A 14481-nucleotide genomic window follows, 5' to 3' on the forward strand; every position below is an offset into this window, starting at 1 on the left:
CGCCCGGCGGTGAACTCCGCTATGGGCGCACGCTTGCCGCAATCAGAGGTTGACCTGTGACTCTCTATGCCCGTTTCGCCGCGCACATCGACGCGGTGCTCGATTCTCTCGTTACCGCCGGGGATCTGCCGTCGGGGCTGGAGCGACGCGCCGTCACCGTCGAGCCGCCGCGCGATCCGTCGCATGGCGATCTTGCGACCAATGCCGCGATGGTGCTCGCCAAACCCGCCGGCACCAATCCGCGCGCGCTGGCGGAGAAGATCGCTGTCGGCCTGGGAGCGATCGACGAGGTGGCGTCGGCGGAGATCGCCGGCCCCGGCTTCATCAACCTGCGTCTGCACGACAATGTCTGGCGGGAGGAATTGCGCGCGATCGAGGTCGCGGGCGACGATTATGGCCGCTCCAGCCTGGGCAAGGGCGTCACCGTCAATGTCGAATATGTATCGGCCAACCCGACGGGGCCGATGCATATGGGCCATTGCCGTGGCGCGGTGGTGGGCGATGCGCTTGCCAGCCTGCTGGAATATGCCGGCCATCGCGTGATCCGCGAATATTATGTCAACGATGCCGGCGGGCAGGTCGACGTGCTCGCACGTTCCGCGCACCTCCGTTATTGCGAGGTGCTGGGCATCGATATCGGCGAGATTCCGGAAGGGCTCTATCCCGGCGATTATCTGATCCCCGTCGGCGAGCGGCTGGCGCAGGAATTCGGCCCCACTTATGCCGAAGCGCCGGAAAGCGAATGGCTGGCGATCTTCCGTCAACGCGCCGTTGCCGCGATGCTCGAGATGATCCGCGCCGACCTGGCGTTGCTCGGCATTCATCACGACCTGTTCTCGTCCGAGGCGGAGCTTCAGGCGGCGGGCAAGCCGGAGGCGGCCGAGGCCTGGCTGCGCGCGCGCGATCTTGTCTATGACGGCGTGCTCGAAGCACCCAAGGGCGAGACGCCAGAGGATTGGGAGCCGGTGGAGTTGCCGCTGTTCCGTTCGACGCGGTTCGGCGACGATCAGGATCGGCCGATCAAGAAGTCGAACGGGCAATGGACCTATTTCGGCGCCGATCTCGCCTATCATTTCCAGAAGGCGCAATCGGCCGACCAGTTGATCGATATCTGGGGCGCCGATCATGCCGGCACAGTGAAGCGTATTCAGGCGGCGGTCGCCGCGCTGACCGAAGGCAGGACGCGTTTCGACGTCAAGCTGGTTCAGATGGTCCGGCTGCTGCGCGCGGGCGAGCCGGTGAAGATGTCCAAGCGCTCAGGGAACTTCGTGACGCTCGCCGACATGGTGGGTGAAGTGGGCAAGGATGTCGTGCGTTTCACCATGCTTACCCGCAAGGCCGACGCGCAGATGGACTTCGATTTCGCCAAGGTGGTGGAGGCGTCGAAGGACAATCCGGTCTTCTACGTCCAATATGCGCATGCCCGGATTCGCTCGGTGAATCGCCGGGCGCAGGATGCCGGCATCGCGATCGGCGCCGCTGACCTGTCCCGCCTTGATACGGACGAGCTCGCGGTGGTGAAGCTTGCGGCGCAGTTCCCGCGTATCGTGGAGGCGGCCGCGCTGGCCCGTGAACCCCATCGGATTGCCTTCTATCTCTTTGATCTGGCTGCTTCTTTCCATGCGCTCTGGAATATGGGTAATGATCGGCCAGATCGGCGCTTCCTGTTGGTCGATGATCCGGAAACCACATCCGCGAGGCTTTTCTTAGCCAATGCGATCGGGCAGATTGTCCGCAACGGTCTCGCCATCATGGGAGTGGCGGCCGTCGAGGAGATGCAGTGATGACCGACACTGACCGCGAGGGGCTGGAGCTTTCCGAAGAGGATCGGCTGCCCTGGCTCGAAGCCGTCGAGGATGCCGATGAGGACGAAGGCATTTCGCCGGCGAAGCTTGCGGGCGGCGTGATCGGCGCGCTCGTCGCGCTCGGCGTCGTCATCGCGGGTGTCTGGTGGATCAAGGATCGCAATGCGCAGTCGGACGGCGATGGTACGCTGATCGCGGCGGCGGAAGGCGATTATAAGGTGAAGCCTGATCAGCCGGGCGGCATGAAGGTGGAAGGTCAGGGTGACGCATCCTTCGCGACGAGCGAAGGCGCTGAGGCGACAGGCAAGATCGACACGAACGCGGTGCCCGAGGCGCCGGTGGCGCCGGTGCGGACGCCCGCACCCGCGAAGCCCACCGTCGAGCGTCCGGTGGCCGGCGGCCCGGCCGCGACCGTGAAGGTCGCGAATGGCGGAAAGATGCCCGCCCCGGCCGCGAAACCCGCACCGGCGCCGAAACCGGCAGCCGGCCCGGCGGGATCGGTGATCCAGCTTGGCGCCTATGGCAGCGAGGCGATCGCCAATCAAAGCTGGACGACGATGAGCAAGCGTTTCTCGTTCCTGGCGCCGCTGGCCAAGACGATCACGCCGGTGAAGGTCGGCAGTAACACCTTCTATCGCCTGCGTGTCGATGCTGGGTCGCCGGCCCAGGCCTCCTCACTGTGCGGCAAGCTCAAGGTCGCTGGCGAGACCTGCCTGATCGCGACCAATTGACCGATCGATGAAGCCGGTCATTTTCGGCCTTGCCGGTGAGGCTCTGAGCGCCGACGAGCGGGCATTGTTCGCGGCGGCGAAGCCGGCCGGCTATATCCTGTTCAAGCGCAATATCGCGGATCGCGATCAGCTTCGCCGGCTGACCGACGATCTGCGTGCGCTCGATGGCCGCGCCGACCTGCCGATCCTGATCGATCAGGAGGGTGGACGTGTCGCGCGGATGCAGCCGCCGACATGGCCCGCTTTTCCCGCAGCCGGTGCGCCGTTCGGCGATCTGTACGATGTTGCGCCCGCCTCGGCCATCGAAGCGGCACGCGCCAATGCGCAGGCGCTCGCGATCGTGTTGCGCGAATCGGGCATCACCGTCGATTGCCTGCCTTTGCTCGACGTCCGCCAGCCCGGCGCGCACGACATCATCGGCGACCGCGCGTTCGGTAGCGATCCGATGCGGGTGGCGGCGCTCGGCCGCGCCGTGCTCGACGGACTGAAGCGTGGCGGCTGCGTCGGTGTCGTCAAGCATATGCCGGGCCATGGGCGCGCGGCGGTCGACAGCCATATGGAACTGCCCGTCGTCGATGTCGACGCGGAGGCGCTCGAGACCGATCTCGCCCCCTTCATATCGCTCAAGTCGGCGCCGATGGGGATGACCGCGCATGTCGTCTATACCGCCTGGGATGCGCAATTGCCGGCGTCGATGTCGCCTGTGGTGATCTCGGAGATCATTCGCGGGCGGATTGGTTTCGATGGTTTCCTGATGTCCGACGATATCGACATGAAGGCGCTCAAGGGCAGTCCGGCGGAGAAAGCCGCGGCCGTCGTGGCGGCTGGCTGCGACGCCGCGCTCGATTGCTGGGGGCGGTTCGACGAGATGGCGGCGATCGCCGAGGCGCTCGACGATATGTCGACGGCATCACTTACGCGTCTTGATCGCGCCATGGCGGCGATCGTGGATGATAGGCCGGCGGACGATTTTGCCGCGCTGGTCGAAAAGCGGGATGCGCTGCTCGCCTATGCGTGAGTCAATCTCCGCGTGACGGCGGAGAGTCGACTTTTCGGAATGCTCGCGGCTACTCTCTGTTGATGAGTCCGCACCAGGATCTTTTCGGCGACACGCCGCAGGCGAGCCCGGATACGCTCACCCTGACTCTCGAGAGTTGGGAGGGGCCGCTCGATCTGTTGCTGTCGCTCGCGCGCGTCCAGAAGGTCGATCTGCGCGAAATCTCGATCCTCGCGCTTGTCGAGCAATATCTGGCGTTTCTTGCGGAGGCGAAGGCGCTCAAGCTCGAGATCGCCGCCGATTATCTCGTGATGGCGGCGTGGCTCGCCTATCTCAAATCCTGCCTGTTGCTGCCGCGTGACGTGGAGGCCGATCCGTCGCCCGAGGAACTGGCGCTGCGCCTGCAACTCCGGCTGCAGCGACTGAACGCGATGCGTGAGGCAGGCGCACGGCTGGTGGGGCGCGATCGGCTGGGTCGTGACGTTTTTCCGCGCGGTGCGCCAGAGGGGTTGCGCGCGATCCGAAAGAGCCTTTGGCAGGCCGAGCTTTACGAACTGATCGCCGCTTATGGCACGGTGAAGGCGCGCACGGCGCCGGTCTTTCATCACGTCGCGCGGCGCGCGGTGATGACGCTTGACGAGGCGCTGCAACGCGTCGAGCGACTGATCGGCGAGACGATCGACTGGACCGAGATCGGACGATTCCTGCCCGATGGGCTCGACGGTGGAATGCGGCGCTCGGCGATGGCTTCAAGTTTCGTCGCGGCGCTCGAGCTGGCGCGCCAGGGGCGGGTCGAGATGCAGCAGGCTGGCCCGTTCGAGCCGCTCTATCTCCGGTCACCGTCATGAATCCGCCCGACGATCTGGTCCGGGCGATCGAAGCGGCGCTGTTCGCGGCTGATCAGCCCCTGAACATCGCCGATATGCGCGCGCATGTCGGCGATCAGGATATCGCGCGTGCACTCGAGACATTGCGCCAGGATTATGCCGGGCGCGGGATCGAGCTGGTCGAACGGGGCGGTCGTTGGCATTTCCAGACCGCACCCGATCTTGCCCACATCCTGCGGCGTGAGCGCGAGGAGCCGCGCAAGCTGAGTCGCGCGGGTATCGAGACGCTCGCGATCATCGCCTATCATGAACCGGTGAGCCGCGCGGAGATCGAAGCCATCCGCGGCGTGCAGATCTCGAAGGGCACGCTCGACGTTCTGATGGAAGCGGGCTGGGTTCGCCCTGCGGGCCGCCGCGAAGTGCCTGGGCGACCGCTAATCTATGCGACGACGCCCGATTTTCTTACGCATTTCGGGCTCGAGAGCCGCCGGGACCTTCCGGGAATCGACGATTTGCGCGCTGCCGGGCTGCTCGATCCAATCGATTTGGCGATGGCCGAATTCGATCTTTCCCAAGGCGCGCTGGAAAGCGCCGACGAGAGCGAGTAAAGGGGGCCGGAATCGAGGAGATTTGTCATGGGTTTCGGGTCCCCGATCCATTGGATCGTGTTGCTTCTGGTGGTTGTCCTGTTGTTCGGCAGCGGCCGCGTTTCCAGCCTGATGGGCGACGTCGCCAAGGGCATCAAGAGCTTCCGCAAGGGAATGGCCGAGGATGACGAGGCCAAGCCGCAGTCGAGAATCGACACGCCGCGCGTCGTCGATGCCGCGCCCGAGCGTGATGCGCGGCCGGTGAGCGAGGACCGCCCCTGAGCCGTTGTCCGGCCATCAGACTGAATTGACGGGCTGATCGCCCAGCGGAGAGGCGACGGGCCTTTCCGGGATTTCACGACTCCAGAAAGTCGCCATGTTCGATATCGCCCCGACCGAATTGCTGCTGTGCGCGCTTGTCGCGCTGGTCGTGATCGGCCCCAAGGACCTGCCCAAGGCAATGCGCGTGGTCGGGCATTGGGTCGGTCGCGCGCGGGGGATGGCGCGCCAGTTCCGCTCCGGTTTCGATGCGATGGTGCGTGAGGCGGAACTGGAGGAGATGGAGAAGAAATGGGCGGCGGAAAACGAGCGCATCATGCGCGAGCATCCGCCTGAGCCGGCGGCTCCGATCACGACACCTGCGGCGACGCAGGCCGGTACGCCTGTCCAGGCCGAAACAACCGTTGCCGATGCTTCGATTGATCCGATCTTGCCGGGTGCGGACGATGTTGTGCCGCCGGTCAACGAGCCTGTGGTCACACCGCCACCACCGCCGCCGCCGGCGGAGCGACCGGAAACGAGCGGACAGCTTGATCTCGGCCTGGGCGGCGCTTCCGTGGATTCGAAGCCGTGAAGGATATCGACGAAAGCCGCATGCCGCTGCTCGATCATCTGATCGAACTGCGCCGTCGCCTGTTATGGAGCATGCTGGCGCTGGGCATCGGATTTGCGATCTGCCTGTATTTCGCCGAACCGATCTTCGCCTTTCTTGTCCAGCCTCTGCTCAAGGCCGGGCAGGGCAAGCTGATCTATACCGATATTTTCGAGGCCTTTTTCGTCAATCTGAAAGTGGCGCTGTTCGCCTCTACGATGTTGGCATCCCCGGTAATCGCAACCCAGATCTGGCGTTTCGTCGCGCCTGGCCTGTACGCCAACGAGAAACGGGCATTCCTGCCGTTTCTCATCATGACGCCATTGCTTTTCCTGTGCGGGGCGGCGCTTGCCTATTATTTCGCGATGCCCGTGGCGCTTCATTTCCTGCTCGGTTTCGAAGGCAATGTCGGCGGCGTGGAACAGGAAGCATTGCCGGCGATCGGCAATTACCTGAGCTTCGTCACGAAATTCCTGTTCGGCTTCGGCGTGGCTTTCCTGTTGCCGGTGCTGCTGATGCTGTTGGAACGCGCCGGCATCGTCACGCGCCAGCAACTCTCATCGGGGCGGCGCTATGCGATTGTCGGGGCGTTTGCCATTTCGGCGGTGCTTACGCCACCTGACGTGGTTTCGCAGCTCCTGCTCGCGATTCCGTTGGTGCTGCTTTACGAACTCGCGCTCATCGCGATCCTTCTGACCGAGCGTCGTCGCGTTAAGGCTGCGGCAGCGACGGAGTCCGAATAAGCGAAGGCGCGCCGGATCGGTCGATCCGGCGCGCCCTCTACGCTTACTCTACTATTGGAGCGTGCCTACTTCGCCGCTTTCTCGACCGTATTGCCGACCGATTTGACGTCGCGGCCGGCACCTTCGATGGTGTTGCAGGCGCTGACGAGAAGTGTGCCCAACAGCAAGGCGGCGCCGAGATATTTCCGGACCATGGTCTTTCTCCGATAAGGGGCATCGATCCGATGCTGCGCATGTCACAATGCGTGGAAGGCGGATTCGGTTCCGCAACGATCCCTTGGCTTCCGCGAGTGAGCGTCGCGTTCTGAAAAAACGGTTGGATGTGCCCTTGACAGAATGAGACCCGGACATGCCACCGGGGGGGAGGGGGTTGGCATGTCCGGGCCCGTGTCTTGGATAGCGAGAGCGGGGGGGCAAAAGGTCGCTATCCGAATTGCAGAACGGGCGTGGGAAGCAAAGGTTCCAGAAAAAAATGCGTTCTCTGACGATTTTTTTGAGGCCAAAAAAGTCGTGGAATTTCAGCTCTATTTTACGGCATCTCGCCGATCACGGCGATCTCGATCGAGAAGCTTCCGATATCCCGATCGCGTTCCAGCGGCGAGCGAAGCTGTCGGGACAAACCTTCGAGCACCCGACCGAAGCGGTGTTCCATGCGTTGCACCAGCTCCGGCGTCTCGATCAGCGCCGTGGACTCGACCGAAAGGCGCGCAGCATTGGGTGAAGTCTGCACAAGCGTGATCACGATCGCCGCACTGGGGTCGGTCAACATCGAGAGCTCGATCAACTCGGTCAGCAGGAATGCGACAGGAACCGCGACGTCCTGATTGGTGTAGCACGGGCAAATATCGACGCGTACCGGCGGGACCGGATCGCCATCGCGCGCCGATCCGCGAATATTCTGGGCAAGTTCGCCGACGAGTGAGCGCAGGCTGATCCCGCGATTCTCCTCAAAGTCCGCATAGTGGTTACGATGGACGACGGCGAGCGCGTCGACGCGCCGCTGGATCGACGCATAGGCCCTGATGACATCGGACTGTACCTGGCCGCGCGCATGGAGGTTGATCAGGCTGGCGACGACCTGAAGGTTGTTCTTCACCCGGTGATGCACCTCGCGGGTCAGGCGCGTCTGGCGCGCAAGGCCGGCGGCGAGTTCCGCCTCGTGGGTGGAGATGGTTTCGGTGATGTGGCGAAAGGTTTCGCTGAGTTGGCGAAGTTCGTGCGCGGAGGTTTCCATGCCGCGCAGCGGCTCGATGATGTCACCCGGCTTGTACCCCGACACTGTCCGTTCCAGCCGGCGCAGCGGCCGGATCAGCATGCGGTTCACGACGAACCAGCCGATCAGCGCGGCGGAGGCCCACATGACCAGCGGCAACATGATCGAAAGGAGCTCGACGGCGCTGAACGGCGTGCGAGGCATGGTGATTTCGGCGTCGAGGCCAGTCGCTCCGATAGGGTCGCTCATGGTTTCGTAGCCGGCGATGCCGCCCGATCGTACGACTTCGATCAACGGCAGCGTCCGATCGGTGCTGACGATTGAAAGCGCATAAGGGACCGGGGATCCGCCGGAAGCGATGTCCGCGGTCATCGCGCGATCGGAATAACGCAACAAGCCGACCGATCCGCCCGGGCCGGGCACCACGATGTCGAGCGAGTCTGCGGTCAAAGTGTATTTCGGTGGCGCGTTGACGTCGAAACCCAGCGTGCTCGGCCTGGCGGGGGAGAAGCCGGTGGACGCGCACCAGGGAGCGGATTCCGCGCCATAAAGCGCGAATTGCGGCATGCGCCCCGACTGCGCGGCAAAAATCTCGCTGAAACGTCCGCAACGATCGGTATCGTCGGGATAGGCAAGTTCCCCCCGCATGGTTGCGCGGGCGAGCGACGCGTCTGATGCCCATGATGCCGCGAGTTGGCGCGCGTTCTCGCTCAGGGCGATGCGCATCTGCGCCCGTTTCTCCAGATCGGCCGTACGGCTCGACTGAAGCGTCGCCAAAAAGGCGATCAACCCAAGCGGCAGCAGCGCCAGGCTGAGGATCAGGAAAACACGAAAGCCGGTTGAGCGATTGGCGAAGAAAAGCCGGCCTTGCCTGCTGACTGGCGCTGCTTCCTCAGCCTGATCTAGCGTTGCCACATGCGATCAGCCGAGCTTGCCCAGCAGATCGAGCATTTCCTGGGGGACCGATTCGTCGACGGTTTTCTGGTAGATCGAACGCAAGGCGGCGCCCACGGCAGGGTCCTTCCCGCCAGACGTCTTGTCCTTCGACTTGCTCTTGCTCATCGGCTCCCGCGGCGCAGTCGCCTTTTCCGTTTTCTTACCTGACGCCACCGGTGATCCATTCCCCCTGAAGATCTCGATCAACACACTTATGCCGTTTTGAACGGCAAAAAAGGCCGACCGGCGCGCGCCGGTACGGCACCGGTATATTTTACGACCCGTGCATGAAACAAAAAAACGCGTCGATAGTTCCATGTCCGACGTAGAAGATTCGTTTTTTTGCGTGCGGGGGCCGGGGGTTGCCAAGCCCTGTCCGTCAAACCACAAGGTTATCAGTTACAGGAGCTTCCTATCGATGTCGCTTGGACAACAGCTTGCGCCGCATCTTCCCTTCCTCCGTCGCTACGCGCGCGCGCTGACGGGCAGCCAGAATCATGGCGATGCCTATGTGCGCGCGGCGCTTGAAGCGATCGTCGATGCGCCGGACCAGTTCCCGCGTGATGTCGATCCCCGGCTTGGCCTTTATCGCACCTTCCAGGCGATCTGGAGCTCGGCCAACCTTGATGAGCAGGATCTGGCGGAGTCTCGCGGACCGGAGGTGCCGGAAGCGATCGCCCAGGCCCGTCTGGCAGCGGTGACGCCGCGCTCGCGCCAGGCGCTGCTGCTGACATCGATGGAGGGATTCTCCAACGAGGATGCAGCCTATCTGATCGAAACCACGCCAGGCGAGGTCGAATCGCTGGTTGGGGAAGCGCTCGCCGAGATCGAACGGCAGACCCGCGCCGATGTGCTGATCATTGAGGATGAGCCGATCATCGCGATGGATATCGAAACGATCGTCCGTGATCTCGGCCACGACGTCACGGGTGTCGCGGTGACTCGCGACGAAGCTGTGGCGCAGGCGCGTGCGCGTCGCCCGGGGCTGGTCCTCGCCGACATCCAGTTGGCTGATGACAGCAGCGGCATCGATGCGGTGAAGGATATCCTGTCCGAGTTCAGCGTGCCCGTCATCTTCATCACCGCTTTTCCGGAGCGGCTGCTGACGGGTGAGCGGCCCGAACCGACCTTCCTGATCACCAAGCCCTTCCAGCGTTCGACGGTGAAGGCGGCGATCGCGCAGGCTCTGTTCTTCGACGCGGCGACCGTTCCCGCCTGATCCATCCTGCCCGGGTTCCCACCGTTCCGGATTCGGAACTGTGAGCGCCGCGCGACGTTCATGCAGTGAGCGATACGCGAAAGGGCAGGACAAATGGCTGAAGAACAACAGCATATATCCACGGAGAAGGCGCGAGCCGGCGCGACGCCGCACATGACGCGCTATATTTTGGCGATTTCGCTGACCGCGGTGATCGTCATCTTCGCCTTCCTCCTTTTTGTCCGCTGAGGGTTCGGGTGTTTTCGGTTGGCCGCGAGGGCGACGCGATGCTAGGCACAGGCGGACCGCAGCTGGCGACCGGCTTCGGAGCGGGTAGGCAAATGACGAATGATGACAGGCAGAAGGCCGTAACGGACGATGCCGACGTCTCTGGCGAGGAGGAGGCTGCTCCCGCCGAGCATATCTCGCTGAGCGACGATGATTTCAAAACCGAGCTTGCGCGCGTGATCCCGCATCTGCGCGCGTTCGGTCGCTCGCTTTCGGGCAATGCGGATCTGGCGGACGATCTGGTCCAGGAAACGCTGATGAAGGCATGGGGCGCGCGCAAGCGCTTTCTGGCCGGCACCAACATGCGCGCCTGGACCTTCATCATCCTGCGCAATCTCTATCTCTCACAAATGCGCCGCGCGCGTTTCAAGGGTGAATGGGACGATCTGACGGCGGACCGTATTCTTGCGGCGCCCGCCAGCCAGGATCGCCATGTCGAACTGGCGGATATGCAACGCGCGTTGCTGATGCTGCCCCAGCCGCAGCGCGAGGCGCTGATCCTGGTCGGCGCTGGCGGCTTCGCCTATGAGGAGGCCGCCGAGATTTGCGGGGTCGCTGTGGGTACGATCAAGAGCCGCGTCGCGCGCGGCCGTGTCGCGCTTGAGCAGATCATGAGCGACAACAGCCTTGCTCCGCGCAGCGAATTCGAGGCTGAAAGCGGACGCACCGCGCTCGAATCGATCATGGGTCAGGTGGACGAACTCAGCCGCGATCGCTGATGATCCGGTCAGGCCCGATTCCCGCCGATGGGGATCGGGCTTCACCTTTCCATGTTCAGGTGATTCCAGTCAGCTCAGCTTTTCCAGCAAATCTGATATTTCGGGCGGCATGTGATTCAGCCGACCGCGAAACGCTGTGCGCAACGCATTTCCGATTCCGTCGGCAGGCCTCGGAATATCGACAAGGTGCCGCCGGGCGTCGTTTGCATCTGTTCTGGGTGCACGCGAATCCATGAGTGAATAACGCGGTTTGCGTGCCAAAGTTGCGCGCTGGACTCGCCTTTCGCGCCTATCCTATCGCATGGGTGGGGCGGACTGGGCCAGGGTGGCTTCAAAGCTTGATCGTTTCGCGTCGAAAACCGGTTCCCACTTTCTCGCGGGATGCTTTAAAGCGCCCCCATGAATCCCAACGAAGCGATTGTGGACGCGCTGCAACGGGCGGCGGATCATTCCCCATTCTTGCGACACGCGATCGAGCGCAACGTCGATCTGACCGCGCTGCTGGCCGCCGGCGATCTCGATGGCGCGATGGCGCTTGCGAAACGGCGCGGTGAGGATGCCGAGAGCGTCGGAGCAGGATTGCGGCGCGAGCGCTCGGCGCTAGCGCTGGTGCTTGCGGTTGGCGATCTGGCCGGTCTGCTCAGCATGGAAGTGGTGACGCGCGCACTGTCCGACCTGGCGGATCGCGCGCTTGACCGCGCGATCGCGGCAGCGATCGCGGAGCGGACGCCGGACGAGGCTCCGCGCGGTTTCGCGGCGCTTGCGCTGGGGAAACATGGCAGCCGCGAACTCAACTATTCGTCCGACATCGATCCGATCCTGATCTTCGATCCGGAGACGCTGCCGCGCCGCGCGCGCGAGGAACCGGTCGAGGCGGCCGTGCGGATCGCGCGGCGCATCGTCGAACTGCTCCAGTCGCGCGATGGCGACGGCTATGTCTTCCGCGTCGATCTGCGGCTACGCCCCTCGCCGGAAGCGACTCCGCTGGCGTTGCCTGTCAACGCTGCCATCTCGCATTATGAATCGAGTGCGCTGCCTTGGGAGCGCGCCGCCTTCATTCGTGCGCGCGCCGCTGCCGGCGATATCGCATTGGGAGAATCCTTTCTGACCGCGATCCGCCCCTTCGTTTGGCGACGCGGGCTTGACTATGGCGCGATCGCGGAGATCCGCGGCATTTCACGCCGGATCCGGGATCACCATGCCCAAGGGCAGAAGTTCGGCCCGGGGTATGACCTGAAGCGCGGGCGCGGCGGTATTCGTGAAGTCGAGTTCTTCGCACAGATTCACCAGCTCATCTACGGAGGTCGCGAAGAGGCGCTGCGCGCGCCCGCGACACTCGATGCGCTGGCGGCGCTTCGTGCGGCAGGCCGGATCGAACCCGATGTCGAGGACGTGCTCGCTCATTCCTATCGCCTCTATCGGACGATCGAACATCGCCTGCAGATGGTGGACGATCAGCAGACGCACAGCCTGCCACGTGATCAGGTCGCCCTCGATGGCGTCGCGCGCCTGCATGGATTGGCTGACGGCGCCGCGCTGATCGATCTGCTCGACGGGCCGGTCGAAACGGTGGGCAGGATTTATGACAGCCTCGACGGGACCGACGAGGAGGGTGCGGCGATCTCGCGTGATCCGGACCGGCTGAGCGGACAGCTCGCGGCGGCGGGCTTCGCTGATCCCAAGGCTGCGCTGGCACGGATCGAGCGCTGGCGTGACGGCTCTCTGCGTGCGCTGCGGACCGACGCCGCGCGCGCCGCGCTGGAGGATGTGCTGCCAGGGCTGGTCGCGGCGATCGGCGGCGCGCCCGATCCCAATGGCGCGATCAACCGGCTCGACGATATGATCGCGCGGTTGCCGAGCGCGATCAATCTGTTCAGGCTGCTCGGCGCGCGGCCCGCGTTGGCACGGTTGCTGGGCGAGATATTGAGTCACGCCCCGACCCTGGCGGACCTGCTTGGGCGCAGGCCAGAACTTCTCGACGGGCTGATCGATGCCACCGCGCTCGAGCCCCAGTCCTCGGTCGAGGCGCTGGTTTCGGAGCTCGGCCATTGCGAGCAGGGCGCGGATTATCAGCAATTGCTCGATTCGGTGCGGCGCAAGGTCAATGAAAGGCGGTTCGCGCTGGGTGCGCAGATCGTCGCGGGCGTCGGCGATCCCGTGGAGGTCGGTCATGGCTATTCGCGCGTGGCGGAAGCCGCGATCGAGACGCTCGCCGCCGCGACCGTGGCGGAATTCGAGGCCGCGCATGGCAAGGTGCCTGACAGCGAACTGGTGATCATCGGACTCGGTCGACTGGGCGGCGGATCGCTCACCCATGCGTCCGATCTCGATCTCGTCTACGTCTTCACCGGCGATCATGCGGCGGAGTCGACGGGCGCGAAACCACTGGGCGCGGTGCAATATTACAATCGCCTTTGCCAGCGGATCAGCGCCGCACTGTCGGTGCCGACCGCGTCCGGCCCCCTCTACGAGGTCGATACGCGGCTGCGCCCATCCGGGGCGCAGGGGCCGCTGGCCGTCTCGCTCGCCGGCTTCGCCAAATATCAGCGCGAGAGCGCCTGGACCTGGGAGCATATGGCGCTCACCCGTGCGCGGCCGGTGTTCGGATCGGCCGCCGCGCGCGCGGCGATAAACGAGATCATCCATTCGGTGCTGAGTGCGCCGCGCGATGCCGCCAAGTTGCTGGCGGACGCGGTATCGATGCGGGGTGAGATGGCCAGGCACAAGCCGGCGGCAGGGCCGCTGGATGTGAAGCTGATCGATGGCGGACTGGTCGATCTCGAATTCTGCGTCCATGTCGCGCAGCTCCGCTATGGCGAAGGGCTCGACACAGGTCTCGATCGTGCGATCGTCATGCTCGCCGATGCCGGGCGGTTGCCGGCAGGATTGGCGGAGGCGCAGTTGCTGCTGACGCGCATGCTGGTCACGCTGCGGCTGGTCGCGCCGGGGTGCGACGAACCGTCGGAAACGGCGCGGCGGCTGGTGGCGCGTGCGTGCGGCGTGGAGGATTGGGCATCGCTGATGAGCGCCTATGAGGGCGCGCGCGCGGATGTTGGGCAATGCTGGCACCATGTGGTTGCCGAAGCTGAGGAGATGCGATGATGCTGAGCGATGGCGATATGGCCCCGGATGTGACGCTGACGATGACGGACGGCACGACGCGCGCGTTGTCCGATTGGCGCGGCCGGGCGCTGGTGCTTTATTTCTATCCCAAGGACGATACGCCGGGCTGCACCACCGAGGCGCAGTCCTTCACCGGTCTGATCGACGACTTCGCCGCCGCCGGCGCGGCTGTGGTCGGCGTCTCGAAGGACAAGCCGGCGAAGCATGCCAAGTTCATCGGCAAATATGATCTCAAGGTCGAACTGGCGAGCGATGTCGACGATTCAGTGTGCGAGGCGTTCGGCACTTGGATCGAAAAGAGCCTGTATGGCCGGAAATATATGGGGATCGATCGGGCGACCTTCCTGATCGACAAGGATGGCCGGATCGCACGGATCTGGCGCAAGGTGAAGGTCGCGGGGCATGCCGAAGAGGTGCTGAAGGCCGCACAGGCGCTCTGAACA

16 protein-coding genes are annotated in these 14481 nt (G+C 64.1%); 13 read left to right on the forward strand and 3 right to left on the reverse strand.

What is annotated here, in order from left to right:
- Positions 1 to 56: 56 nt before the first annotated feature.
- The 8 genes from argS to tatC all read left to right on the forward strand — a co-directional run bounded on the left by argS (position 57) and on the right by tatC (position 6561).
- The gene (gene argS / locus ACODTA_RS12970) at positions 57 to 1784 is read left to right on the forward strand and encodes an arginine--tRNA ligase (RefSeq protein WP_489066327.1); all 1728 of its coding nucleotides are present in this window, start codon (positions 57 to 59) and stop codon (positions 1782 to 1784) included.
- A complete protein-coding gene (locus tag ACODTA_RS12975) occupies positions 1784 to 2536 on the forward strand; it encodes an SPOR domain-containing protein (protein ID WP_489066328.1) in 753 nt (250 codons plus the stop codon). Before argS ends, ACODTA_RS12975 begins: the two co-directional genes overlap by 1 nt.
- 7 nt (positions 2537 to 2543) lie before the next feature.
- On the forward strand, positions 2544 to 3554 hold the full coding sequence (nagZ, locus tag ACODTA_RS12980; protein WP_489066329.1) for a beta-N-acetylhexosaminidase: 1011 nt from the start codon (positions 2544 to 2546) through the stop codon (positions 3552 to 3554).
- Between the two features lie 62 nt (positions 3555 to 3616).
- Positions 3617 to 4381 (forward strand): segregation and condensation protein A, encoded by a 765-nt coding sequence (locus ACODTA_RS12985; RefSeq protein WP_489066330.1) that lies wholly within the window; start codon positions 3617 to 3619, stop codon positions 4379 to 4381.
- Positions 4378 to 4968 (forward strand): SMC-Scp complex subunit ScpB, encoded by a 591-nt coding sequence (gene scpB, locus ACODTA_RS12990; protein WP_489066331.1) that lies wholly within the window; start codon positions 4378 to 4380, stop codon positions 4966 to 4968. Before ACODTA_RS12985 ends, scpB begins: the two co-directional genes overlap by 4 nt.
- Positions 4969 to 4995: 27 nt before the next feature.
- Positions 4996 to 5229 (forward strand): twin-arginine translocase TatA/TatE family subunit, encoded by a 234-nt coding sequence (locus ACODTA_RS12995; protein ID WP_222993166.1) that lies wholly within the window; start codon positions 4996 to 4998, stop codon positions 5227 to 5229.
- Between the two features lie 94 nt (positions 5230 to 5323).
- Complete coding sequence (gene tatB / locus ACODTA_RS13000; protein ID WP_489066332.1) at positions 5324 to 5800, forward strand: Sec-independent protein translocase protein TatB; 477 nt, start codon at positions 5324 to 5326, stop codon at positions 5798 to 5800.
- Between the two features lie 20 nt (positions 5801 to 5820).
- Positions 5821 to 6561, forward strand: a complete 741-nt coding sequence (gene tatC, locus ACODTA_RS13005; RefSeq protein ID WP_489066766.1) for a twin-arginine translocase subunit TatC — start codon at positions 5821 to 5823, stop codon at positions 6559 to 6561.
- A 65-nt stretch (positions 6562 to 6626) separates the two neighbouring features.
- On the opposite strand, the gene ACODTA_RS13010 is transcribed toward tatC, so the two are convergent.
- The 3 genes from ACODTA_RS13010 to ACODTA_RS13020 all read right to left on the reverse strand — a co-directional run bounded on the left by ACODTA_RS13010 (position 6627) and on the right by ACODTA_RS13020 (position 9028).
- Positions 6627 to 6755, reverse strand: coding sequence for an entericidin A/B family lipoprotein (locus ACODTA_RS13010; RefSeq protein ID WP_489066333.1), 129 nt, complete (start codon positions 6753 to 6755; stop codon positions 6627 to 6629).
- 335 nt (positions 6756 to 7090) lie between these two features.
- A complete protein-coding gene (locus ACODTA_RS13015) occupies positions 7091 to 8689 on the reverse strand; it encodes a sensor histidine kinase (RefSeq protein WP_489066334.1) in 1599 nt (532 codons plus the stop codon).
- Positions 8690 to 8695: 6 nt separating this feature from the next.
- Complete coding sequence (locus ACODTA_RS13020; RefSeq protein ID WP_489066335.1) at positions 8696 to 9028, reverse strand: hypothetical protein; 333 nt, start codon at positions 9026 to 9028, stop codon at positions 8696 to 8698.
- Between the two features lie 100 nt (positions 9029 to 9128).
- On the opposite strand from ACODTA_RS13020, the gene ACODTA_RS13025 reads away from it, so the two are divergent.
- The 5 genes from ACODTA_RS13025 to ACODTA_RS13045 all read left to right on the forward strand — a co-directional run bounded on the left by ACODTA_RS13025 (position 9129) and on the right by ACODTA_RS13045 (position 14478).
- The gene (locus tag ACODTA_RS13025; RefSeq protein WP_489066336.1) at positions 9129 to 9929 is read left to right on the forward strand and encodes a response regulator; all 801 of its coding nucleotides are present in this window, start codon (positions 9129 to 9131) and stop codon (positions 9927 to 9929) included.
- A gap of 93 nt (positions 9930 to 10022) precedes the next feature.
- Complete coding sequence (locus ACODTA_RS13030; protein ID WP_281423071.1) at positions 10023 to 10157, forward strand: hypothetical protein; 135 nt, start codon at positions 10023 to 10025, stop codon at positions 10155 to 10157.
- A gap of 92 nt (positions 10158 to 10249) precedes the next feature.
- Complete coding sequence (locus ACODTA_RS13035; protein ID WP_489066337.1) at positions 10250 to 10915, forward strand: sigma-70 family RNA polymerase sigma factor; 666 nt, start codon at positions 10250 to 10252, stop codon at positions 10913 to 10915.
- Between the two features lie 399 nt (positions 10916 to 11314).
- Positions 11315 to 14017: a bifunctional [glutamine synthetase] adenylyltransferase/[glutamine synthetase]-adenylyl-L-tyrosine phosphorylase gene (locus tag ACODTA_RS13040; protein ID WP_489066338.1), complete on the forward strand. Its 2703-nt coding sequence runs from the start codon at positions 11315 to 11317 to the stop codon at positions 14015 to 14017.
- A complete protein-coding gene (locus ACODTA_RS13045) occupies positions 14017 to 14478 on the forward strand; it encodes a peroxiredoxin (protein ID WP_489066768.1) in 462 nt (153 codons plus the stop codon). The genes ACODTA_RS13040 and ACODTA_RS13045 overlap by 1 nt, the downstream gene beginning before the upstream one ends.
- Positions 14479 to 14481 lie beyond the last annotated feature (3 nt).

The sequence above is a fragment of the Sphingomonas sp. FG14 genome, from assembly GCF_057809675.1.